30 protein-coding genes are annotated in these 24,649 nt (G+C 24.5%); 5 read left to right on the top strand and 25 right to left on the bottom strand.

Annotated elements, in window-relative coordinates; genetic code table 4:
- Position 1 precedes the first annotated feature (1 nt).
- Complete coding sequence (locus tag ACZ91P_RS05740; RefSeq protein WP_465155842.1) at positions 2–484, top strand: hypothetical protein; 483 nt, start codon at positions 2–4, stop codon at positions 482–484.
- A 24-nt stretch (positions 485–508) separates the two neighbouring features.
- On the opposite strand, the gene ACZ91P_RS05745 is transcribed toward ACZ91P_RS05740, so the two are convergent.
- From ACZ91P_RS05745 to ACZ91P_RS05795, 11 genes are all read right to left on the bottom strand, one after another.
- On the bottom strand, positions 509–2,698 hold the full coding sequence (locus tag ACZ91P_RS05745) for a hypothetical protein (RefSeq protein ID WP_465155840.1): 2,190 nt from the start codon (positions 2,696–2,698) through the stop codon (positions 509–511).
- On the bottom strand, positions 2,698–3,951 hold the full coding sequence (locus ACZ91P_RS05750) for a hypothetical protein (protein ID WP_465158426.1): 1,254 nt from the start codon (positions 3,949–3,951) through the stop codon (positions 2,698–2,700). Before ACZ91P_RS05750 ends, ACZ91P_RS05745 begins: the two co-directional genes overlap by 1 nt.
- Positions 3,952–3,964: 13 nt before the next feature.
- On the bottom strand, positions 3,965–4,234 hold the full coding sequence (locus tag ACZ91P_RS05755) for a hypothetical protein (protein ID WP_465155212.1): 270 nt from the start codon (positions 4,232–4,234) through the stop codon (positions 3,965–3,967).
- A gap of 15 nt (positions 4,235–4,249) precedes the next feature.
- Positions 4,250–5,143 carry a hypothetical protein gene (locus ACZ91P_RS05760; protein WP_465155214.1) on the bottom strand — a complete coding sequence of 298 codons (894 nt, stop codon included), beginning with the start codon at positions 5,141–5,143 and terminating at the stop codon, positions 4,250–4,252.
- A 12-nt stretch (positions 5,144–5,155) separates the two neighbouring features.
- Positions 5,156–6,469 (bottom strand): hypothetical protein, encoded by a 1,314-nt coding sequence (locus tag ACZ91P_RS05765; protein ID WP_465155216.1) that lies wholly within the window; start codon positions 6,467–6,469, stop codon positions 5,156–5,158.
- A gap of 53 nt (positions 6,470–6,522) precedes the next feature.
- Positions 6,523–6,750 (bottom strand): hypothetical protein, encoded by a 228-nt coding sequence (locus tag ACZ91P_RS05770; protein WP_465155218.1) that lies wholly within the window; start codon positions 6,748–6,750, stop codon positions 6,523–6,525.
- 36 nt (positions 6,751–6,786) lie between these two features.
- Positions 6,787–8,013 carry a hypothetical protein gene (locus tag ACZ91P_RS05775; RefSeq protein ID WP_465155219.1) on the bottom strand — a complete coding sequence of 409 codons (1,227 nt, stop codon included), beginning with the start codon at positions 8,011–8,013 and terminating at the stop codon, positions 6,787–6,789.
- Positions 8,014–8,031: 18 nt separating this feature from the next.
- On the bottom strand, positions 8,032–8,490 hold the full coding sequence (locus ACZ91P_RS05780; protein ID WP_465155221.1) for a hypothetical protein: 459 nt from the start codon (positions 8,488–8,490) through the stop codon (positions 8,032–8,034).
- An 11-nt stretch (positions 8,491–8,501) separates the two neighbouring features.
- Complete coding sequence (locus ACZ91P_RS05785; protein WP_338989005.1) at positions 8,502–8,660, bottom strand: hypothetical protein; 159 nt, start codon at positions 8,658–8,660, stop codon at positions 8,502–8,504.
- Positions 8,661–8,873: 213 nt separating this feature from the next.
- Complete coding sequence (locus tag ACZ91P_RS05790; protein WP_465155223.1) at positions 8,874–9,365, bottom strand: hypothetical protein; 492 nt, start codon at positions 9,363–9,365, stop codon at positions 8,874–8,876.
- The gene (locus tag ACZ91P_RS05795) at positions 9,320–9,604 is read right to left on the bottom strand and encodes a hypothetical protein (RefSeq protein ID WP_465155225.1); all 285 of its coding nucleotides are present in this window, start codon (positions 9,602–9,604) and stop codon (positions 9,320–9,322) included. The genes ACZ91P_RS05790 and ACZ91P_RS05795 overlap by 46 nt, the downstream gene beginning before the upstream one ends.
- Positions 9,605–10,443: 839 nt before the next feature.
- On the opposite strand from ACZ91P_RS05795, the gene ACZ91P_RS05800 reads away from it, so the two are divergent.
- A complete protein-coding gene (locus ACZ91P_RS05800) occupies positions 10,444–10,899 on the top strand; it encodes a hypothetical protein (RefSeq protein WP_465158427.1) in 456 nt (151 codons plus the stop codon).
- 11 nt (positions 10,900–10,910) lie between these two features.
- The gene (locus tag ACZ91P_RS05805; protein WP_465158428.1) at positions 10,911–11,117 is read left to right on the top strand and encodes a hypothetical protein; all 207 of its coding nucleotides are present in this window, start codon (positions 10,911–10,913) and stop codon (positions 11,115–11,117) included.
- 10 nt (positions 11,118–11,127) lie between these two features.
- Here the strand turns inward: ACZ91P_RS05805 and ACZ91P_RS05810 are convergent, their stop codons facing one another.
- The 7 genes from ACZ91P_RS05810 to ACZ91P_RS05840 all read right to left on the bottom strand — a co-directional run bounded on the left by ACZ91P_RS05810 (position 11,128) and on the right by ACZ91P_RS05840 (position 16,039).
- Complete coding sequence (locus ACZ91P_RS05810) at positions 11,128–11,352, bottom strand: hypothetical protein (protein ID WP_465158429.1); 225 nt, start codon at positions 11,350–11,352, stop codon at positions 11,128–11,130.
- A gap of 103 nt (positions 11,353–11,455) precedes the next feature.
- Positions 11,456–12,076, bottom strand: coding sequence for a hypothetical protein (locus tag ACZ91P_RS05815; RefSeq protein WP_465158430.1), 621 nt, complete (start codon positions 12,074–12,076; stop codon positions 11,456–11,458).
- 812 nt (positions 12,077–12,888) lie between these two features.
- Complete coding sequence (locus ACZ91P_RS05820; RefSeq protein ID WP_465158431.1) at positions 12,889–13,632, bottom strand: hypothetical protein; 744 nt, start codon at positions 13,630–13,632, stop codon at positions 12,889–12,891.
- A gap of 10 nt (positions 13,633–13,642) precedes the next feature.
- A complete protein-coding gene (locus tag ACZ91P_RS05825) occupies positions 13,643–14,581 on the bottom strand; it encodes a hypothetical protein (protein WP_465158432.1) in 939 nt (312 codons plus the stop codon).
- Between the two features lie 6 nt (positions 14,582–14,587).
- Positions 14,588–15,688 carry a hypothetical protein gene (locus ACZ91P_RS05830; RefSeq protein ID WP_465158433.1) on the bottom strand — a complete coding sequence of 367 codons (1,101 nt, stop codon included), beginning with the start codon at positions 15,686–15,688 and terminating at the stop codon, positions 14,588–14,590.
- Positions 15,689–15,705: 17 nt separating this feature from the next.
- Complete coding sequence (locus tag ACZ91P_RS05835) at positions 15,706–15,882, bottom strand: hypothetical protein (RefSeq protein ID WP_465158434.1); 177 nt, start codon at positions 15,880–15,882, stop codon at positions 15,706–15,708.
- Positions 15,839–16,039: a hypothetical protein gene (locus tag ACZ91P_RS05840; protein WP_465158435.1), complete on the bottom strand. Its 201-nt coding sequence runs from the start codon at positions 16,037–16,039 to the stop codon at positions 15,839–15,841. Before ACZ91P_RS05840 ends, ACZ91P_RS05835 begins: the two co-directional genes overlap by 44 nt.
- Before the next feature lie 396 nt (positions 16,040–16,435).
- On the opposite strand from ACZ91P_RS05840, the gene ACZ91P_RS05845 reads away from it, so the two are divergent.
- Together ACZ91P_RS05845 and ACZ91P_RS05850 are read left to right on the top strand one after the other, a co-directional pair.
- Positions 16,436–17,347 (top strand): hypothetical protein, encoded by a 912-nt coding sequence (locus ACZ91P_RS05845; RefSeq protein ID WP_465158436.1) that lies wholly within the window; start codon positions 16,436–16,438, stop codon positions 17,345–17,347.
- Positions 17,348–17,359: 12 nt separating this feature from the next.
- Positions 17,360–17,752 (top strand): lipoprotein, encoded by a 393-nt coding sequence (locus ACZ91P_RS05850; RefSeq protein ID WP_465158437.1) that lies wholly within the window; start codon positions 17,360–17,362, stop codon positions 17,750–17,752.
- Positions 17,753–17,903: 151 nt separating this feature from the next.
- On the opposite strand, the gene ACZ91P_RS05855 is transcribed toward ACZ91P_RS05850, so the two are convergent.
- The 7 genes from ACZ91P_RS05855 to ACZ91P_RS05885 form a co-directional block, all read right to left on the bottom strand.
- Positions 17,904–20,135: a hypothetical protein gene (locus tag ACZ91P_RS05855; protein WP_465158438.1), complete on the bottom strand. Its 2,232-nt coding sequence runs from the start codon at positions 20,133–20,135 to the stop codon at positions 17,904–17,906.
- Between the two features lie 206 nt (positions 20,136–20,341).
- Entirely contained in the window at positions 20,342–21,061 is a 720-nt protein-coding gene (locus ACZ91P_RS05860) for a hypothetical protein (protein WP_465158439.1), read from the bottom strand.
- A gap of 3 nt (positions 21,062–21,064) precedes the next feature.
- On the bottom strand, positions 21,065–21,403 hold the full coding sequence (locus tag ACZ91P_RS05865; RefSeq protein WP_465158440.1) for a hypothetical protein: 339 nt from the start codon (positions 21,401–21,403) through the stop codon (positions 21,065–21,067).
- 47 nt (positions 21,404–21,450) lie between these two features.
- Positions 21,451–22,455 carry a hypothetical protein gene (locus ACZ91P_RS05870; RefSeq protein ID WP_465158441.1) on the bottom strand — a complete coding sequence of 335 codons (1,005 nt, stop codon included), beginning with the start codon at positions 22,453–22,455 and terminating at the stop codon, positions 21,451–21,453.
- Positions 22,448–22,753, bottom strand: coding sequence for a hypothetical protein (locus ACZ91P_RS05875; RefSeq protein ID WP_465158442.1), 306 nt, complete (start codon positions 22,751–22,753; stop codon positions 22,448–22,450). The genes ACZ91P_RS05870 and ACZ91P_RS05875 overlap by 8 nt, the downstream gene beginning before the upstream one ends.
- A complete protein-coding gene (locus ACZ91P_RS05880) occupies positions 22,726–24,195 on the bottom strand; it encodes a PBSX family phage terminase large subunit (protein ID WP_465158443.1) in 1,470 nt (489 codons plus the stop codon). Before ACZ91P_RS05880 ends, ACZ91P_RS05875 begins: the two co-directional genes overlap by 28 nt.
- A complete protein-coding gene (locus ACZ91P_RS05885) occupies positions 24,179–24,481 on the bottom strand; it encodes a hypothetical protein (RefSeq protein ID WP_465158444.1) in 303 nt (100 codons plus the stop codon). Before ACZ91P_RS05885 ends, ACZ91P_RS05880 begins: the two co-directional genes overlap by 17 nt.
- Between the last annotated feature and the right edge of the window lie 168 nt (positions 24,482–24,649).

Raw genomic sequence — 24,649 nt, forward strand, 5'->3', positions numbered from 1 at the left:
AATGAAAAATATATTAACTTTTTTATGTACAATCACTTTAATTGGAACAAGTACAACAAGTTTAGTTTCTTGTAATACAAATATAACCGAAGAACAATTACAAGAACTAAAAAACAAAAAAAATATAAATACAAAAGACGGTATTTTAGAATGAATAGCACCACAAGAAAAACCATTTAATACAGTTGATAATAAATATTATTTTGTAGTGTGGCGTGGTGAAAAAACTGATGATTGAAGAATTATTAAATTTAAACACTCTGATTTGCAAGAAAAGATTTTAGATAGTTATAATAGATTTAAACTTAAACTAAAAATAGGTCTACATCCTTACCCAGATTTAGTTATTGATGTAAATATTTTTAATCATGAGTGATGAGAATTTAATATCAATATTTATTTTAAATCTGTTTATCGATGAAATTCATATTCACAAGAACCTAATTTAATAGTTAATAAAGGCGGTGTAATCCAAGTTAGTTAAAAAGTCATTTATTAAAATGACTTTTTATATTTCTAATGTAATAAATGATAATTTTTCATTGTTCTTATTAAATAATTTTAACTTATTAATATTAATTTGTTCTTTTTCAGTAAAAATTGTAATATCATAATTTCCATAACCCCATATCCCAGATATTTCAATTTGATTTAAAATAAATAGTTTAACATTATAAGTTATTTTAATACTATTTTCAACTAAATTTTTAGTCATACTTGTCCAAACCGCCTTAGAATAAATTAATCTATATCGTTGTGAAAAATAGTTTAAATATTCTTCTATTTTGTAGTTAGAAACAATTAAATTAGTTAAATATTTGCCATATTCTCCATCTGATAATTTAATTTCAGCAGGAATAAGAGAAGGAATGCTATTTGTTTCTAATTCATTTGTTATTGATAGTCAATTAAAATAATTTGCTTCTAATTGATAAATGAGGTTTTCTGAAATATCATTATTTTTAACATTTACTTTAATTTCATTATTTTTGTTGTTATTAATATTAACTTGTTGCTTTAAATTTCAATCTGTAATTTGTCCAGTTTTAGGTGAAATAAATGGTGTGTTTGGTTCACTATCATTATTTCATCGATAAACAGATTTAAAATAAATATTGATATTAAATTCTCATCACTCATGATTAAAAATATTTACATCAATAACTAAATCTGGGTAAGGATGTAGACCTATTTTTAGTTTAAGTTTAAATCTATTATAACTATCTAAAATCTTTTCTTGCAAATCAGAGTGTTTAAATTTAATAATTCTTCAATCATCAGTTTTTTCACCACGCCACACTACAAAATAATATTTATTATCAACTGTATTAAATGGTTGGTCATCAGGATGAACTTCTTCTCAATAATTTATTGATGTTGGTGGAGTAGAGCCACCACTAAAATTAAAATATGATGAATTTAATTTAACTTTACAATGTTCAAATTCTCAATATCCAGTTTCTACCTCTCTTGGATTAGATATTAATTCAAAATAATAAGGGGCAAATAATTTAACATCATCATTATAGCCTTTATTAATTGCATATTTACTATATGTATAATTTGATAACATATAGATAATTTGTTTAAATTTTTTAACAGCACTGTCATTAAGCGATGTAGGATTATCTAGTTTTCAGTTCTCAAATAAACCATCAATAACATCTTCTGGTTTTTGTCCTTCAAATTTTTGGCGTAGTTCAGCCGCTTTATTAGTAGGATTACCTTTTTCATCGTATTTTGCCCCTTGAAATTTACGGTCATAATTATAACGATATGTTAAATAATTCAATAAAACTTTATCTAAACCATTTTTATTTATTAAATCTAAAATATCTTTACCTTGAATATAGTTTTTTGCAATACTTCATGATAAAAAACTTTCGGTAAATCAATATTGAAATACTCTTAAATTAGGGTTTGTTTCAATGGGCATTGATAGTAAAGGTACTAAACTAGCGTTTTCAATATTTGATGATGGATAAGAATAAACACCATTGACATTGCCTCAACACTTAATATTTCCAAATAACATTGATTTAGGGTATTTAATTTCAATCCCAGTAAAAACAGTATCTTCGGGCAATGATTTTTGTAAAACTAAATGAATACTATTTTGGTTTTTTCATTTAAAGTCAGTTATTTTAACTAAATGAGTAGATTTGATAATGTCTACACCATTAGGTGAATAAGGGCGTTTATATTCTTCAATGATATAACATTCATTTTTATTTTTTTCACTAATTGGTTCATTGATAGAAACTATTTTTAAATCATAAGATTCTATAAATTTTTTGTCTTTTTTTGAAATATCATTAATTAAAATATCTTTTTCATCAATCATTACATAACTTGTACTATTATCTTGGACTGTGGTATTTTGTTGAATTTGTAATTTAAAATTAAAATCACTAATTTCATACCCGATAATTTTAATATATTCATCTTTGTCAATAAAACCGATTTTAACGCTATTTTGAGAGTAGTTTAAGGTTGGTTTTTGCTTTGTCTTAACAAGATTATTAATTTTATAAATATATAAGGTTCTTGCACGATCTTCAGTAAATAACTGTTCTAAATCGGGGTCACTGTACTGCGATTGACTAGCAAAATCTAATGGAATACTATCAATTGAATAGTCAATTGGTTCATCATTTTCTGCTAATTGTGCTAACATTTTTTCAGATGGTTTTAACATTATTCTTGTTCTCCTTCTTCATTAGACATATTGATAATAGTTTCGTTGTTTTTTAATTGTCTGTTTAAAGTAGCATTTACTGGTAAACGAACATCAACAATTAACTCATCAATATTCTTAATATTGAATGTTCTACTGTTTAAAATCGCATTATCATATTTAATTAACTTAATAATAAATTCAGTTAATTTAATTTCTCTAATATATATCATTTGTTCGTATGATGCGTTTGTTTGAATATTTACACCAGCAACTTCTGCCTGAGTTTGTTGAGCCCCCTTAGCAATGGCGGGAACATGATGGCGATTTATTTTATAGTAATTTGTTAATAATCAATCATATATTTTAGTTAATTGCTCACCTTTAAAATTACCAGCAATATAGTCTACTGGTTGAAAATTACTATCAGGGTCTCCTTCAACTAATAACAAGTCATTTTCAATAAATGATGCCAGCATTTTACTAATTTCTTGGTCAACCACACCAGTCACGCCGTTAGTATTAATAGTAAATTTACCACTATTTAATAATGGATCTAACATTATCTTTTCAGCAATAATATCTAAAATACTAGCAAATTGTTTACCATAACGAGCAGAAGGCTCAAAATTAGGGTTATTAGGAATAATTTGAATTGGAATAAAATTAAGTGGCAATATTTCTTCTCTTTGTAATGTTGTATAGTTTTTTCATTTAGTATCATCAATATATAGGTCGGTAATAGTACTATATAATCGTGTTTTTAACTTTCTAATAACTTTTACTTGTTTAGTTACATAATCAATTTCTAATTTTTCAGTAATAAAAATACTTTGGTCATTTTTAAGAAAAGGGTCATAATCAAAAGTGCAAGATACTAAATTACCTAATTCATCATATTGGTCATTGTAAAAATCAATAGTAATAAAATTAAGTTTTGAATTATTAGCAAAAATAAAATATGCACCCTTACCATTCTTATTAATTTTATATTCGTTATATCAATTCTTATTGGTAAAGTCCTGCATTTTTAAAAAGCTATTAATTAATTTAGTATCTATTTTTTGATTAGTAAGTGGATTATAAATGCTAATTTCTAAATCTCGCGGATTTAAAAAATTAGCATTATCTTCACAAATTCTTTTTTCTAAAATCTCATTATGTTTTTGAACAGTAACATTTTTACGATTAGTAATCGTTGATGATAAATTAAGATAATAACTATCAATATCATAACTCTTTTTTAATTTCTTTTTTGCTGGCAACAATCCCATTTATAACACCTCTTTATTTTGTTTCTTCTTTTTTAATAACATCTTCAATACTATCTTCTTTTTGTTTTTTGTTATGTGTTTTGATAAATCTAATTGTTTCAATAATCAAAACTATAATTCCAGCTCCGATAAGCATTGCTGAAACAATAACATATGCTGGTCAAGAAATACCTAATGTTTTTTCTCCTATAAAACAAATAATAATTCCTGCGATAAAAAACAATGATGAAACTCCAAATATTTTCAAAAACATAATTACATCTTTAACTTCTATTTTTGGCATAATAACATCTCCTTTCTAACTTACTTTTTTTCTTTCAACATGTAATGCCATTAATTTATTATTTTCAGAAATTATTTCGCCATTTTTATTAATATCTATAGGGAGAAAACCAGCAATTAAATTAAATTCATAATGATTTTTATATGTTTCAATCATAATATTAATAATTTCTTTATTATTTTCATTAATACCAATTCATATTTTGTATATATATTTTGTAGAATCATAATTTTTAATTTTATATTTTTTGTTAGAAAAAGATACAAAATCACTAGTATCAACCAATTCTCAATCTGTTATATCTGGTATAACAATTGATTTTTTTAATTCATCTAAAATTTCTTCTTTTATTTTTGCAAGTTTTTCATCTTTAATTTTTTCTATAACAAGTTTATCTAATAAAGCATCAACTTCTAACTGGGTATAATATGCTTCTAAATCTATCATAGTTAAATCAATACCTTCTTCTTGAAAAGTACGAAACATTTTCTTTAAAGTTGTTAAATTAGCCAATGATTTTGCATAAGTAGGCAATAGACCTTGTCATGTTGCCATAGGGTCATTTTGTGAAGAATAATTAATATCACCAACACTCATATTTGCCGAAGTAAAAAACTCAATTGGAATACGATTAAATGTTCAATGCTCAATCGTAATAAACACCATATTAATACAAATTTTCTTTAATAACGGATCTTTAAATGTTTCAAACTTTAGTTTTGAAAATGGATAGTTTAAGTAAGAATTAATCATATTTTGGGCTCTTAAAGCAAATGTTTTGAATCATAATTCTGCATCACCTTTAAAGAACTTATTATAACGAACTGGAACTTGTGTAATTTTACCTGTCATTGGAATAAAATTATTATAATCTTCCAAAGTAACATTTTGTCATAATTCATTTAACATTTAATAATCTCCTTATCATTTACTTTTTTTAGAATATATTTTCTTTAATATAAATTTTTTACTATTTAGTAATGTTTTTGTTTTAATTGTTTTGTTTAAATCTTGTTTTGTTCTGAGTTGTTTATATGCTTGAAATACTAGTCCATTACCTAACAAACTAGTAACCGCACTATCTCCTAGCGTATTTAACAATTTATCTTTATTAAAGTTATTTTTAAATTGTTCTTGCATTTTTAATATCTTAGCAATTGTCCGATATATTTTAAAACTATCTTTTACTACTTGCTGATAAACAAGTGGGGCAAAAGAAACTAAATTAAACAAACTTGTTTTTTTAAATCCCCAACCAATAAACCACTCACTGTTCATATAGAATTTAAACGGTTCAGGAGCCAAAACAAACTGTTCTGCTTTGATTAAAGTTGTCATAACGACAATAGGGGCATATTGGGGGTTTTTATAATATATTGTTAAAGCAACTTCACCCGCAACTGATAAAGGAACAATTTTTACTGCTAAAAAAACATCAGAACCATAAGCAAAAAGTAATAATTGGCCTTTTTTAATAGCCTTAGTTTCAAATTTAGACAATATTTTTTTAGTTTTATCAGTAATTTTATTAATTACTTTTTGTTTAATTGTAATTATTTGTTTTTCAATTGGGGCTAATAATTTTTTAGTTACTTTTTGAATATAAAAATTTGGGTTTAAATGATTTAAAATTTTATTTAATTTAATTGGTGTTTGGTGCAAAATATTTAATAATTTATTATTATATATTTTACTGCTCCGCATTAAATTAGCATTTAATAGTAGATTTTTACCAACACCTTTTTTATGAAGATTAGTCATAATGTTATATCACTCATTAGTATTAATTTTTCTTATTTTATCAATATTTAATCCATATTCATATAACAATTTATTAGCATTTTTTTCATTTACGCGCGGTATTTTTTGAACTAATGTAGGGCTTATTTTTTGAATATTTTTCTCAATTTTTAATAAATTATTAATTGTTTCTAAATTAGAAACTTTAAAACCTTTATAAAAATCATTTCGGGCCAATTTACCAAATGTATATAATAAAGTTTCATTATTAGCCTGCTTTTTAAAATCAAATATTAATTTATCAGATAAAATCTTTTTACCTCTAACTTGTTTTACAACATCTTCTAAATTATTAGCAGTTATTACACCTAATTTTTCAAGTAATTTAGTTTCTTTTGCTAATTTTAAAATTCTAGTTGTTCGAGCAGCACGCGTTAATTTTCCAATACCACCAATTGCTGGTAACAAATTTAAGGCGGTGTTTTTTGCTGTCACTTCTGAGGTTAATTTATCGTATATTTGATTTACAGCAAAATCAGTTGCTGTTTCTACTCCAAATGAGATAAATGCTGCGGCAAAATTAGATAATCCCGCACCAAGCCAACGGCGGATGCTACACCACCAGTTAAAACTGATAAACCAAGAGCTAAAACTTGAACTCCTAAAAATTCTAATAACTGTAAACCAAAATTTTTTTCTTGTTGTTGGATTGACAATCTAGTTGGATTTTTTTTAACAGCATAAATAAGAGCTGTTTTAGATGTTCCGATTGGCATATCTATCAAACGAAAAAGTACTATTTTTTAGTACTATTAAGAATTTTTCATTTTAACATCAATCGGAGATGTTTGACCAGTAGCGTTATTTTTACCTTCAATTTGAACAGAAACAGTTTTATCATTTGTAATATTAATTGGTCAATCTTCACCTTTACTTTCAATAAAGTAATCAAAATCACTTTCAGTTAAAGAACTATTTACGGCTTTAACTGCTTTTAAAACAACATCTTTAAATTGTGGTTTTAACTGTTCTGCTGTTGTTTGTGTTGGATTTGCAACATGAATAGTTGGTTTATCTAATTTATTAATTTTACTAATATCAATTTTTGTAACAATATGTTTAATAATTCCTTTAGGTTCAACTACTGCTCCACCTAAATATAAAACTCTTTCCATAATCAAAGTATTACCCATTCCAGTACCTAACGCAGCAGCACCAACCCTTAGCGGAGTATGGTCTTTTTTACGTAAAATAAGAGGGTCATATTTTTTACTAAATTTAAAGGCAATTGCATTAACTCCGTTTGGTAATAATTCAATTGTTCCTTCTGAACCATCTTTATTAATAATTGGTAATTTTTTAGGAACCATATAATATGTTGTTCCTTCAACAGTTTTCATTGCTCCACTTGTTTCAATTACGCTATTTATTTGGTCATTTGCGCCAAGTTGTAACTGTAATTTATTACGAATTCCACGAATAAAATCAGCCGAACCCAAGACTACTGTTTCTGATGAGGTAAATCCATTTTCATATATTTTATCCATAATTTCATCGTGGATTTGTAAAGCATTTGTATCATCTGCTTTTTGTCCTTGAATAGTTGTAACAGTTCCTTTATTAATAATTTCTAAAATTTTATTGCGTTTATAAGCAACTTCAGTATCCATTGCTTGCTCAATATCAGCCGCCCAAAGATTGGGATTAAAATCACTTTCTACGGGGTCTAATTTACGAGCAAAAGTTAAAATTGTATCTAATTCAACTGTTCCATCTTCAAACTTTACTTCAGTGTAGTTTAAAAGACTGTCATCAGTATTAAATACTTTTCCATCTTTTCCTATACCTTCATTATATTTAATATTTTTCTTTCTTTTATATGTTAAACCAAACTTATTTGCTTCTTTTCACGCAAATAATGCCTCTCAGCTAAATTTTTGTTGATAAGTTTGTAAATATCATTGGTCAAATGATTCACAATCTTTTTGTGTTGCTTGATTAACAATATCACCGAATATTCTTTGTGGATTTTGTGCCATAATTTTATACCTTCTTTCTTATTTATTAAATACATTGTCTGTATCTAAAATATTGTTTTCTTTATTTTCTGATTTTGGTACGCCACCAGTATTAACTGTTTGTACCTTAATTAATTCATCATAAACACTCTGCAATTGTGCTTTAATGATTTCAATATCATCAGTAATATCATAAGATTTTAATAAAACATTTTTAAAATCTTCATTATCAGTTAAAGAATTAATAAAATCAATTACTTCAATTTGTTTTAATTGAATTGTTTGTTCTTCAATTTGTGAAGTTAATTCAGTATTTTTTGTTTGTAGTTCATTGATTTGTTGATTACTATTTTCTAAATTACTTGCATTAAATTCTTCAACTTCAACAGTATTTTCTAAAATAATTTCAGCAGTTTTAATATCTAAACTACCATCTTCATTTTTAATAGGTTCATTATTTTCATTTATAAGAACATATTTTGCATTTTTTAATGCCATTGTTTTTCCTCCTATTTTTTAATATTTGTATTTGTTCTTTTTCTAATCGCTTTTTGTATAATTTCAAAACTATCTACTCTAAAAGACAAAAAATAGCGTTTAGTTTTTATATTTAACTGATTAAATACTGAGCCTTTAATTTTTATCTCATCATCTTTTTTTAATTTCAAAAAAGCAGATACAACTGACGGATTATAAATTGATAATGTTGAGTAATTTAATCCTTCTCACTGACATTTAGCAGAACAAGCATCAACTTCAACACCCCCAGCAACCAGTGCCTTAATTTTAGTTTTAATTGGGTTTTCATGTAATCTAACAGTTAATTCTAATTTATTAACTTTTTTATTTTAAATTTATTAGTTATTGATTTTTTAAGTAAATTACTTTTTATTTGTGCCATTTTTATCAACTCCTTCTGTTATAAAATATTGTAAATGTTTTCAAGCATCGTGTTCGTGCTCTGTCATTTTAATATTTCCTTTATAAATATAATTTTTCTTAACAACTGGCGATTGTAAAACATAATTTAAATTAAGTAGATATTTACATAAAACTTTTAAACCACCAATAAATTTAGGAGTAGATAATGGATTTTTTATTTTTAAACCCTTATGAAGTTGATAATCTTCAATTATTACAATAACTTTATTTAAATAAGAACAAATTTTATTTTTAAACTCATTTAATATTAAATACATATTATTTATTGCTTCTTCTTCATTTTTAGAATTAAAAGTAATATTATTAATTATTTTCTTTTGCAAAACATTATAAATAATCATACCAGTTTGTCCAATTCCAGCAGGGTCAATTGCAATAATATATTTTAATTTATTTGTTTTATTTTTTTGTCAATTTGTAATATTTTTCATCCATCTGATGCTAAATCTAAAATATCGTTAATTTTGTAATGTTGCATATAAGAAGCAATTACATCTCAATTGTTTTCAAATAAAATTAAGTACATTTTGGCTCATTCTAAACATTGCAAATCATAATGCTTTTTATGATGTGAAATACGACAATTAACAGGCTGACAATTAACTCAATCAAATGACGTTGTTATTTTATTTCAAGTTTTATTAATATACAAACTTTTATATTCTGTCATTTATCTATACTCCTTAATTATTTTTATTTGTTGCTCAAATTTCATCATTAATATCATTTACCGTTACTAGATAAGCTCGTATCATTAATTCTTGTAATTTATTTTTAATTTTTTTATTTCATTTTTTCATCAAATATTTTCCTTTCTGTAAAAAAACATAATATTCCTTTATTGGTTAATATTTTGATATTTAGTAAATAATTTATTTTAGTATTTAATTACTTCGCCGCCCGCTTCACTTTGAAGGTGAGCGGGGGCGGGATAAGATATTTTGATAGAGTTTACCCCCATACGGAAATAAACAAAGAAACAGTTTACCCAGTTATTAATTACGCTTCATCCATCCCTACACAACTTTATATAAAGAAAATAACCTTTTGGAGTTCCAACCCTCTTGTTTTTTTAGTGTCCGATATTATTTTTTTCGGTTTAACAGCACTCTTTTTATGAAAACAAGCAAAAAACACGCGCTCTGACATTTCGCAAGTGATTAATCTTGCCGAGAATTAAAGAAATAAATAGGAGTAGTAAATCCAATCGCTTTCACACTTTCTTTAAGGCTTCGTGCCATAGATGAGTTATTCATCTTTAAGCATCAAAATATTAAATTTTAAGTGCCGCATTATTCATCGGATAATACCTTTATTGAAAGGATTTATAAAAATATCGTTTATTTTGTGTAGGGAAAACAGAATTTAATCTGTTTTTTATGATAAAAGTTCTAAATTTAAAGATACTATCCGATGAATAATGCAAATAAATTTATGTTTTTTAATATAAAAATAAAAAAACAATCTCACAAGAGTTGTTTTTTGCCGGTTCACCGTACAGGACGCCTAATGATAAAAATAGGTATTGACCCATCAGGAACTGGTACTACGGATATTATTGTTTACGAAGATAATAAATTAATTGAAAAACAAGAATTTACAAATAAAGATTGAATTTATCAAGCTAATTTTATTTTATGTATATTAAATGAAAATGAAATTATTAATATTGAAGATTGTTTATATACAAATGCTAATGGTTCAAAAGACCGTGATGATTTATTAAAAATAATTGGTGTAATTAAATATGATACACACGAATTAAATAATGTTAATTGAATATCACCCCGTTATACTAAATCAGTGGTTAAAAATATGGAAAATTTAAGTAAGCATAATGATGGTTGTATTCAAGAATTTAGTAAAGATGAAAATTTAACTTATGAATATGGTAAAGGTTGATTTTATAATAATGAAAAAATAAGTAATCATTTACGCGATACAATTATTATTGCTCTATTATAAGGGCTAATATTATGAAACATTCATTTAATCAAAAAACAGGAAAATATTATTTTAAATTAATTCGTAATGTTAATATTTACTTAAATGAAAATGAAAAAAAAGTTTGAAATGAATTTAATGACTTTACTTATTCACAACGAATTGAACATCTTATTAATTTTTATATAAAACACAATAAAGAAAAAAAAAAAAAAAAAAAAAAAAAAATAACCAATTAAGGTTATTTTTTTAAATACTATTTGTTAGTTGTCTAATAGCATCTTTTTGTTCTTGTTTTTTGTTGTTTACTTTAACTTGTTTTTTAACATTTTTAATTTGACCTGTTTTAAGTGCTAATTCTGTTGCATAATCAGATCCTCGTAAATGTTTTTCGTGGGCAATAACAGCAGTTCTTAATTCTCTAATTTCTGCTTTATATTTTTTAATTTTTTTAGCAGATAAGCCTAGGCTCAAACAGTAACCATCTATCCTTTCAGAACAAAATAATTTATAAATTAAACTATATAACCACCCAAAAATATCAACCGCCCCTATATATAGTCTATTTTAATAAAATTTAATTATTATTGTTTATATTTAATTCTTGTTTATTTTCTTCTTGTTTTTGTTTTTTAATATTTTCATTTTGTATATTTTTTAATTTTTCTTTTGTTATACCATCTAAATTATTTCATTGTTTTGCTATTCGTGGTTGAACGACACGCGGATTAATACGGCAGTTCAAACAATGTCGTAAATGGTCTTTTTTTCATTTTGATTTATCAATTCAAATGATAATTAAAGGTAATATTGTAAATACTAATCCCATTTTAGATATTTTTAATCTTAGTATATCAATTTTCATGTCTACTTTGGGTTTACTACTAGCAACAAATATACCTTGAATTCCGTGTGTAAATAAAGGTGTTAGTAAAATATCAATTCCATTACCTCAATATTGACCATAATTATATCAATTAATATTATCTTTTATTGCATTAATCATTCCATATTCTAATCAACAATTTAATACTAAAAATATTAATGTATAAAAACTAACTATTCAACTACGAATTTTATATTTTCTTTCTCATTCTCTAATATCTTTATGAGTTCAATTATAAGTCGGAATAGGGTCTTTTTTAAATCAATTTCAAGGTAAGGCACCCTTTAATCAAGTTGTTTTATCTTGTTTCATAAATATTTACCTCATTTAATTTTTTATTCATTTTTATTTAATTCTAATCATTTTTTATTAAATAATTCTTTAATATCATTTCTATTATTTAAAATAATTCTTCATATTGGATGTTTTTCAATTAAATTTAATTCATTAATAGTTGTTGCATTATTTTTTTCTTATCACTATATCATAAGAATCCGATGTTTCTTTTGGTAAATCAATATCCATATCACGATTATAAATAGAATGTGGTTCATCTGATATTAATTCGCTATTATTTATTAATTTTCTTTTAATTGTTAAATCTTTAATAACAATATTATTTGTTTCATTTTTAATTGATCCATCTTGCTTAATTGTTATGCTTTCATAAGAATTAGCTGCTAAAAATGAAAAAATTGATTTTTGTGATATTGTTTCAAAATAATGTGTTACAAATTTATTAGCAGATGAATAGTCTGTTATTGAAATTGATATTTTATAGTAATATTTTGTTAAATCATAATCTGGAATTTTAAATGTTAATTTTTTGTTTGCTTCTGGATAATTAATTAATTCTCAATCATTGCCACTACTAATAGATATATCACCACTACTAATAGATATATCACCACTACTAATAGATATATCACCACTACTAATAGATATATCACCACTACCTAATAATGAATTACCATTAATAGTTTTAATATTTGTTCCACTTATTAATTTATCTTGTTTATTTCCTAAAAAATTATCAACTGCATTTTTATTATAATAATTACTTTTTAGATCTTGTGATGTTTTTACAATATATTTACCATCAACTTTTTCAATATAATCTTTATTTAAATCACTATCTTTAATAACATCTGATGGAATTTTACCACTTTGTTTTGCTTTTCAAACATTATTTTCATAATAAATAGTGTCATTATCAAACGGAACAGTAATTTTAATATGTTCATTATAATCAATTTTAGAAAAATCATTAACAGTTGGATAAAAAAATTTATTGAATTATCTGTTTGTAATCGTTTTTTAAATCAAAATAATAATGTTGGATAAAAAGTTTTTTTACTAATATGCTTATATTCTTCTTCTCATGGATGAGCATAATTATCTAAACTATAATTATATGGTCTAGATACTGTTTTACTAGATATAATATCAATTATTTCACCGGCTAATTTTAAAGCATTTTTAACATCTCTGGTAATATTTTCATTTGCTTCAGGGTCATTAGTTTGTGAATAAGCAACTCCACCTTGTAAAAATGAAGCACTACCAGTTAAATCATTAACTCCTTTTGGTAAATATCAATTTATAACTGCTAATAAACAAGCAGATTGAATATAACTTAATCATTTATCATATTCAATTAAACCAGTATTATCTTTTTTTACTCATGGAAATAAATCTTTTTTATTAATTTTATCGGAAATTGTCCCACCTGATAATCTATACATTCATAAACTAGTTTTTAAAATAGCATTATAAATTAAATTATCATTATAAGCAGATTGTTTTCTATCATTAATAGGTTGTCAAAGTTTACTTTCTTTAACATCTTCAACTGTTATAAATAACAAATTACTTAAATTATTTTCAATATAAAACACCTCTTAATTGATTACGATATTTATTTTTTAAATTACTTGGCTTATAACTATTAACTCTTGTTTTTGTTTTCTTAATTGTTTTAATAGTTTGATTAGTTTTGTAAAACATATTTTTAACTTGTGTTTTATATAAATTCTTAATATTTTTAACATCACTTCGGCGTTCACGATACCATTTTTTATTATTAATTTCACCAGCAAAATTAAAATTAAAATGTCCAATCTTTAAATTATTAATAAACTTTTTAATTTGATTTAATTTTTGAACTGTTGGTAATGTTAATTTAGTAGTTCCTTTGGGATATTTTTCTTTTAATGCTTGTGGTAATCGCTTTTTAATATAATTTCTTAAATGACTAGGTAATCATTTTCTTAATCAATAACGCCAAAATAAAGATCCTGCATTAGATACAGCATTACTTAATAATTTTCAAATTTCAACCGGAACACTAGGATAAACATATGGACCATAAAATTTCGGATTTTTTGCTGTTTTTGTATATATTAAAATAGTTAAATTATTTGTTAAAGTTAATTTATTAGTTATATTAAACATACCACTATCAAGTCAACTACTATTTAAAGGTTGTCAATTAGTATTTAAATAATTTTCATTTTTAAATTGTTCTCTATTTTTAATATTATTATCTTTTTCTAATTGACTTAATATTTGTTGTATTTCTTTTTTATGACCTTTTTTAATTAAATCTAAATAAGTAAATGGATTTAATCACTGATAAATATCTTCAACTTTATTTGTAATTTTATTATATTTATCACTAATATAATTAATTGGCTTTAATATTTTATTTTTAACTTGATTAACTCTATTAATTAAATTTACAAATTTACTTATTAAAGGTTTATTTTTTAAATTAGATACTAATAAAGTTAAAACGCGTAATATTAGTAAATTCATTTTATATTAACCTTGATTATTTGGTTTTGATTCTGGTTTTGATGCTGAAATTAGATAATCAACTGGAACTCTAAAAGTTTTATTTAGATTACTTTTAGCGGCAGTAATTTCATCTTGGCTTGGTTGTTTTTCCAAAATAATTTTACATGTTTTTGAATATAAAATTGTTGGTGTTGCATATTGTACTTTACCAATTCATTTAGAGTTAGCAGTATTATTATCTAAAACTTGTTGAATAGTATCCATATTAATTGGATATGCTCATACTTGTTTATTAATAATTAAACCATTTACATTGGTAAAATTATAACCTTTATCTCGGTTAACTTGTCCTTTTGTATATGTTTTTTTTAAATGAAAGCTTTTTGATACTGGAATACCCATTGCTGTATTTTGATATAATTCATCATTAACCATCGATTTTAATTGTGCTTGTGAACCAATTACTTTTAAATAGGCAGGTGTTAATCCTAAATATGATCTTCGACCTAAAACCATAAACATTTTATCTGTTGTTAAACCAAAATATAAATTACTAATTTGATTTGTTAATTCAATCAAAGTTTCATTTAATGTAAAGAATGCTTTATTTGCATCATCAGCATTTTCAGCTGTATAACTACGAAATGGAATTACTTCATATTGACCATCTGCTAAACAATAATCATAAATAGCCTGAATTAATTTACATTCTAAATTAACAAATTTATTCTGTACAACACTAGAAATAGCATCAGCAATAATACCATTTTTAATATTTTGTTCTATTAATGCTAAGTAAAAAGCTTTATTCATTAATTTTAAATTAAATCTTTTATCAATAGGTACTGGAATTCTTGTTAATCCCATTGTTTGAGTTGTACCACCATTTGGCAATGAATAATCATCTTGTCATACCACACGATGAGTTAAATTATATAATGCTTGACCAGCATTAGGTAATCAAGCAACTTGTTCTGCTGTTGCTGTTGCATATTGCATAATACTTGCATATTCTTTATATAAAGGTCCACGCAATAAAGCATTAACCATATCAACATAAGCCTTTTGCCCTGTTGTATTACCTTCTAATGTAAAAGGTACTTGTGGCAAATTAATTGTTGCCATAATATTTCACTCCCTTATTATCTAAGGTTTTTAAGTGTATAATCAGTTAATTTTTTAATTTCATCAGGAGTATATGCTCCTTTTTCTTTAATAGTTTCAATTTTATCATTCTTATTTTCAGTTGATTTTTCAATCATATCTTTAATAAAATTAGTTGGTGAAACTGATGGTTGTTCTTCAACAAACAAATTCATTAGATAATTTAATAAAGTCTTCTTTTGATATAACATCTTCGCATTTTTGCACACTTTCTCTAATTTGCTTTGCTTCATTATTAAACTGATTTAATATATTTTCTGCAATCTCTTCACTTAAGCCTTGTTCTATTAATTGTTCTTTTGTAAGTGCCATTTTATAAACCTCTCTATACCAATAGTTCACAATTACAATATATTTTGTATACAAATACTAAACAAATAATATAAAAGTGTTATAATGAAATTGAAATAATTATTTATTAGTATATAACATAAGGCAAGAATGATGTAGGGTTATTCTCTTTTTTATTTAACTAAAATAATAATATCATACTATTTTACCAATACAATACTTTAATACAAAAAAAAAAAAAAAATAAATAAATAAACTTAATATATTTTATTGCTAATTTAGCCCTTAAAACGCGTAATAAGGGTTATTTAACAAGATAAATTTATTAAAATAAGCGCTAATTTTGCTTGTATATATATAAAATACTGGTAAATCTTGATAAAAGGTTTCAAGATAAAGAAAAGGAGAAAAACAAGTATGAAAAAATTACTTAGTTTATTAAGTGTATTAACAATTAGTGGAACTGCTGTACCAACAACAATTGCCGCTAGTCCTTATCAAAAAGAACAAACTAAATTAGAAAATAATAAAATTAGTTATTTACAAACAAATAATTTAAAAAATTTAAATAGAGTTAAAAGACAAGAAATAACATATCCAATATTAGAAGATGTGTTAATTGATTTAAGAAAAACTAGCATGAAAAAATCAATGCAATTTCAAAAAACTGATTCATGATGTACTATTGCAGTTTTAAAAAATATATTTGATAATAATATTCTTAATAATAAAGATATTAGAGAAATGGAACAAGAAGAAATTGCAAGTTTTTTTCCAGAAAATACAAATGATGGTGTTACAGACTCAGAAATGATTAAACTATTAAACTCAAACCCGATAATTAAGGAAAGTTTGGGATATAATTTAAAGCTTATTGAATTAAATCAATTATTTTGAAATAAATTAAATGAAATAGAAAAAGTAATGTGGATAAGACATTTAATATGGGAATCTCTTTCTAGACAAGCTCCTGTTATATTTCATGGTTTATTTGATGAAGAATTTGATGAAGAATATGATAGTCAAAGTGATATCTATATGCACTCTGCATTAATTGTTGGAATCAAACCAAATAAAGAAAATATATTTGAAGATACTTATTATGTTAGAGATCCATGAAGAGACAGTGAAGATGAATTTATTTCAGATCAAACTACAGAAATTTCAATGACGGGGGAACAAATTTTTAATATTTTATTTAATCAAATAGAAAACGGTAGCGTATTAATACATGAAGATGTTTTTCAATTATTTTGTAAAAAAGCTATTAGTATTTTTTCATCAATTTGAGAAATGACAGAACCAGAATTAATAGCAGCTATAGTATAGTGGAATTAAAATATGAAAAAAATATTAACTATTTTAGGAACAATCACTTTAATTGGAACAAGTACAACAAGTTTAGTTGCTTGTAATACAACACAAGATAAATATTCACCAGAAAAATTAAAAGAACTTAAAGAAAAGAAAAAAATAGATACTAAAAACCAAGAAATCAGAGATAACCTAGAATGAATAACACCACAAGAAAAACCATTTAATAATGTAGATAATAAATATTATTATGTAGTATGGCGTGGTGATAAAAGAGATAATTGAAAAATTGTTAAATTTAAGCATTCTGATTACTTACATAATACTAAATATATTGAAAATAATATAAGTTTAAAAATAGGAAAAAAGGGGGGTAAGTGAAAGTATATCAATTTTTCCATATGATTTAGTTGTTTTTAAACCATCTTTTTATTACTATTGATTAGAAGATAATGGCACTTATTTTAAATCAGTTTATCGTTGAAATGGTGAAGAACAGAAATTACCTAATTTAAATATTGATGAAGATGGTAATATAAAAAGAGATTTTTAAAAATCTCTTTTTATATTTTTATCTTGGTTTAAATGTAATTTTAACAGCATTATTACTATTATTTTTAATACCCAATACATTTGGATTATTAATATCTAATGTAATATCTTTATCATTACCAAAATATTTTCGTTTTCTATAAGCATCCATATAATAAAACTGTAAAAGTGGCAATATTACTTTTGGAAATCTAATTTTTAATTTCATATTATTTGTATAATACGCTTGTAAATATGTTTCCCTGATTTTATTATTAACTCCATATTTAGGTAAATATGTTGTTTGTAATAAAAATTTTACACTATTAATAGTTGATGTTTCATATATGGTGGAATACCCTTTTAAAGGTAACCCATTAGCAACACCAGTAGCATGTTTTGTTTTGATATCATTTATTTTTATATTATCAGTATATAAACTTATTGTATTATCAAAATTAATTTTATCAGTTTGTGATAAACCAATATTTTTTAAAGTTATATTTTTTAATGAAAATAAATTATTGCTACAATCATCAGTTCCGCCAAATATATTAATATTTCTATTAGGAATAAAATTTTCTATATTTGGTAATCCACATTCAACTTGTAAATTATTAAGATTACTTATTTCTATTGTTTTATAAGAACTAATAAATTTTTCTATACTTTGAATTGTGGGATCAATTTGTTTTAAATCAATTTCAGTTTCATAATAACCTGTATATTCTTCTGTATCATCAAATATATTAACCATAAACATAGTTGCTATTTGAGTATCAGTTATTTTGCATTGTGGTTGCGCAGTAATTTTTGTTAATAACGGTTGTATTACACCAGCAGCTATAATATCTTTGGTATATGGTTTATAGTTATATGGGACTGGTGGAAGAACATATTGTGGGTAATTAAATGTTGGTATTTCATAATCATGTGGTAATAAGAAACTAGTTTTATAATTCGTTGTCATATCTCGTAAATAATTATTTAATACGCTTTTTGTTTTACGACGAAAACTCCATACTGATAAGCGTAAATAATCTTCTTCATTATTTGTATATGGGTTATCTGCATAAAAGATAATTTCAAAATTACCTTTATATAATGCTTGTATTGAAAACATATCAATAATATAACTACAATTTCTCCCATCAGGTGTTTGTAAGAATTCACAATCATTATCTTTTTCACTATCACTAACTGGTGTTTGAGCATCTACTGATCTTACTAATTCATTAATTAAATATATGCGATTAGTTTTAGGGTTTAATTGTTTTAAATTGTAAGTTGAATAAGTTATTCGTTCAGTTGGTTTACCATTTTTTTCTAAAACATTACCTTGTATTTTATCAGTTAATAAAGTAGTAAAACTAAAACTAATAGCATTAGCACCAATCATAGAACCAATTTTATCATTTTCTTGTTCTCTAAATATTTCAAATGGTAAATAACCTTTACCAGCGCTTATCACCTCAAAAGGCATCGTTATAAAAACTATAAACATTAGAACTCATAAAACCCCATTAAGTCACGGGAAATTAGGTCATTTATCATCTTGTGTAATTGTTAAATTACCAATTCAGTCCCAAGGAATACCAAACGAAACAAAGATTAAAAACTTTCCAATAGCAGGTATCGTAAAAGGATTAAATACTAATTTTTGCGTATAGTTTAAAGGTAATACTGTAATTTGACGATTAATAAAATTATTCATATTTAAGATATCTCAAACATTACATGCACCCATTTTATTATATTCAATTTGAACTTGACCAACAGTATTACCAAATTCATCTTTTCTTCTAAAATATGATGATGCTTGGGTACTAATAATGTTATTAATAGTTCCACTATTTACTTTTACTTTATCTGGTGGAGTAATCATTCAATTTTTAGACCAATAAGGCTTAGAATTTGAATTTTCTTCCTTAATAGTTGTTCCAACAGTTGGATTAGTTGCTGTTGAACTTGCTTTATCTGTTATTATCATACCCTCATTATTTTTTTCAATTCAAAAATCAGACATTGATTGAATATGTTCTTTTCAATCTTTATATCCAGTAATAATAGTTGGTAGTATTCCTTGAATGTTATATCAACTTACTTCGGGTGAAGCATAAGTATTTATTTTATCAGGTGGTGCAGGAAACATGTTATACATTAATAAATCTCTTGAATTCATTACTTTTTTATTAAATTCACATTTAATAATTGATCTTCCTATAACTGGCATATCAAAAAAGATTGGATTACCATAAAATTTAACTGCCACTGCTCTAACCCCTGGGTCTTTTAATAAAATCTCATCTAATTCAACAATACCTTTATTTAGTTTTTCATCATAAGTTATTTTTGGAAAACAATAACCTTTACCTGGGGCACTTGTTTGAATAAATTGTCTTACTGATAAACCACTATTACTAATTTTGTCATTAATACTTGAAAAGGTAATTTCTTGTCATAAGAAATCACCATCTTCTACGGAATAATAATTAATAACATTTGATAAATATTATAATAATCATTAATATTTAATTTAGTAATATCTTCATCTAAAATTAATAAAGTATATTGTCGTTCTGTTGATTGTTGAGTAAATACTTGTTCAAATTTAGCATCACCAAATTTAATAGAACTTACATCATCAACCATATAAGCATCTCAATATTTACCAACTTTTACCTCTTTTGTATAAAAGTTATCGGCTTTATTATCATTATTCATAAAATAACTTAATTTATATTGATTTAAGTATTCTAACATTCTATTAATATCATAAATATTTTTACCATCAATTAATTTTCAATAAACATTATTATTTTCATCTTTTAATTTTATAGCAAAAGATGTTTCATTATTGGCTCATATAGTTGAGTTAATTGATTGATTTTTAAAATCATCAATCGTTAAAATATTAATTTCTTCACCTTTATATTTTTGGACTATTTTTAAACTACCTTGTCATTGAGCAATCGTACTTTCCATATTATCAAATATTCGTGAATAACTACCATAATCACTTGGTTTAGCATTATTAGGTTTTCAACCTGTTTCAGTTTCAGGAATATATGAACTATAAACATTAAAAGGAAATACCATTCAATGTCTATCTTCTTTTATACTTTCTCTTATATCTATTGCAGTAGCACCTGCTCCTGTTCTTAATCATTGCATAGCTGCTGGACTAATTTTTTGCATTTGTTAATTCTCCTTTATTTCTGTTTTACCTTGTACGGCATTTTGATTATTACCAGTTTCATCATATTCCATTAATTTATTATTATGTTTTATCTCTTGGACATGCCTTTTATCTCAGTATTTTTCAATTTTTTCATAATATTTGATTGCTTCTAATTCATCAACATTATCATATTCAGTTATCGCTCTTATTGGCTCCATTGTTCAATTATCTAATCTAGTAGTAATTAATTCATTTTGTCGCATTTGATCTACTAAACTAGCACTAACAAAATCAAAACCATAAGGGCGTTCACCATTTTCATCTCATAAACCATAATATTTTAAGACAGTATCAAACATTTTAGTATAATATTGTTTACCATATGCTTGTAAATATGCTTGTTTTTCTAAGTCTTTTGTTTTTTTATTAATGATTGGGTTTTATTTTCTTCACTATCTGAGGCATCACCAAAAGGGCTAGAAAAATTACATGCTATATATACTTGTTCAATAATTGCTTTTTGATCTTGTGTATATGTTTCTAAGGTTGGTGCCCCTTGTACTACTTGTAAAGATTGGGATAATTGACCATCTACGGCTGATTGACCTGATTGAATAAAAATATCATTAAAAGCATCTTGTAATACTTTTTTATTGCCTTTGTTATAAGCAGTCATTAAATCATCATCTAATATCCCATATCAATGCGTACGATTTGCTCATTTTTCTTTTGATTTAATATTAAAACTATCTTCTAAATCAAATTGTAATTTATAACAATTTGCCATTGTAGGTCATGGTTTTAAAGTTGTTGATGTTGATAAAAATAAAGGATTAGGTTCATTTATCATTTCTCAAAAGGGCACTATACCTAATTTATTTTTAAATTCTTGAACTAAAACAGGTCTAACATCATCTTTAATTTGTGTTTTACTTTGACCAACAACTACTTCATTATTTTTAGGTCAACCTTTAATAACTATTTTATCTTTGGTACAAATTAAATTTAAAATAAAACCACTATCTGATTGATGATAATTTAATCAAATATCAGCACCTTGTTCAATTTCGTTTATTTTACTTACGCGTGATGTAAAGTTAAAAGGGTTAATTCATAAATCAATATTTCCATCACTAGTTTCTAATAAACCAAAGATAGTTTTACCCATTAAACTTGCTGTTAATTCATTTTTATCTAATTTTTCTTTTATTTTATAAGTTTCATATCATCAATTTAATTTTTCTAAAATATCTTTACGATGCGACTTAAATAAAATATCTTTACCATTTATTAATCGCATTTGATGACAAGCGATAATATTTGCTAAATTAATAGTTCAATCATAATTATAAAATTTTAAAACACTATTAATATCATTTAAGTTTGGTAAACTAGGGAAAGTATTATTCATTGTTATTTTTCTCCTTTAAATTTAAGATAAGTGCATAATTAATTATATTTACTGTTAATAAATTTGGTTCATTTGATAAAACTTGTACACATACTTTAACTTTTTGATATTTCTTAATATATTCGTTATATAAATTTAAATTACATATTGCAATATTATCTTTTTTTAATTCTTGACAAAGTCTTTTTTTAACTTGTCCACAAACAGACATATAAGGTCTTTTGGCATTTATTACACGCTCATCATGTATTACATAAATATCTTTTTTCATTAAGTTAATCACTCCCTTTGTTGTCATAATTTATAATCTGCTGAACTATTATGTTTAACCATTGGTACTAATTCAAAGTGTAAAGCATAAAAATTACTATCAAATGTATCATCGTATAAGTCCAATATTCGTTCTTCTCTGGCATCTGGTTTATCTTCTCATTGAATTAATTCATATTGAGTTTTACTTACAGGACATTTTTCTCATAATCATTTTAATTGATTAGTATTTATTAACATTGTGAATGCTTCAATACGATGCTTTATTTTAAATTTCTGCTTTTGTGCTGGTTTAAAATGAATATATTGACGAAAGGAATAATTATATTTTTCTCGGTTTAAACTTTCTAATGTTGCATAAGCACTATCATCAACATTGATTGATATACCTTGCTGTATTAAATTAAAATATTGATTTAATTGATTGTTGTAAAACTCTAAAATATCTTTTACTTGTTCTAATGATCCTTTAAATTGTTGTGCAGCATTTGAGTGTGTATATTCTGCTACTTTATATGCTTTTTTATCAAATGAATTATATATTCAAAAACTCGCTGCTGTTGTATGTCCCTTAGGACTAGTAGAGTTTGCTAAATCAACACCACCTAATAATTTAGTTGGTTGAATAATATCTGTTGCTTGCATAATATCAATATATCTTGCAAATATTGACCCACTAGTATTGTCTGGTAAACCTCAACTCCATACTCTTGCTCTTTCAATATCTAACTGTTCTAATCTTAATTGTTCATTAACTTTATCTTGTGGTAATTCATAATTTAATCTTCAACTAGAATAATGAATAATAATTTTCATATTTCATTTTTCAATATACTTAATTTGCTCATATTTACTACGCATTATTTCTTCATCAAAAGGCATTAATTCATTACAATAACCAACAATATATCTTTTTAAACTTTCAGGATTACATGTATTAATTGTTATTTTATTTTGATAACCACGAATAGCAAATTCTAAATCACTTAAATCTTTTTGTTGAAATTCATCACATTCTTCTCTTCAATCAATAACTAATTTATATTTATTCAAATCAGCAAAAGCTTTTAATTTTTCTTTCCAACTTGGTGAATGTAAACCTTTACAATATATTTTGCTACCATTTGATAAAGTAAAAGTAAAATTTGATAAATTAATAGTATAAGGTATATTATTTTCATCTAACATATTTCATATATTTTGGAATACACTATCTTTTAAATCTTTACTCCAATACATACTAGCAATAATACAAATTGGTTCTTTAATTAATAAACTAATTTTTAATAATTCACCAAACATTTTTATATTTGAAATAGTCTTACCACTATATCGTGTCCCAATTTGATTAATTTCATTAACTAACTCATATTTTTTAGCAAATGGATATTTATTACCAATACTACTATTTTGTAATAACCAATAAGGAATTTCTAACAAATAAGTAAAATGATTAAGAATTATTATCACTTTCTTTTTTAATATCTCTAATATACGTTTGTAAATTAACAATTATTGGTTGTTGATTATTTAAGTTTAATTCTTTTTCAAGTTCTTTTTCTTGTAGTGAATATTTATAATTAAATGCTCGTTGCCAATATAATTTAGCACCATCTGGTGATTTCATCATAAAGTTAATTATTTCACTTTCAATTTTATCAACTTGTTTTTCAAGCAAAGGAACTATCTTTTCGCTCGTATAAGTATCATATCTTCACTTGCGAGAAAGGTTGAATTCATTGGTTAAATCATTCAAAGTATAGAGTTTATTAGGTGATTTATTTTCTCAAAATTGCTATATTTTACGATAAAAAGTTACCAAACTTGATGTTTTTGGATTAAATTCTTTCATTTTTTACTCCTTTTTGCATATTAAAATTGCTATTATTTAAACAATATGATTAAATAAAAGAGTAATTAATCC

The sequence above is a fragment of the Spiroplasma endosymbiont of Halictus nicosiae genome (assembly GCF_978018445.1).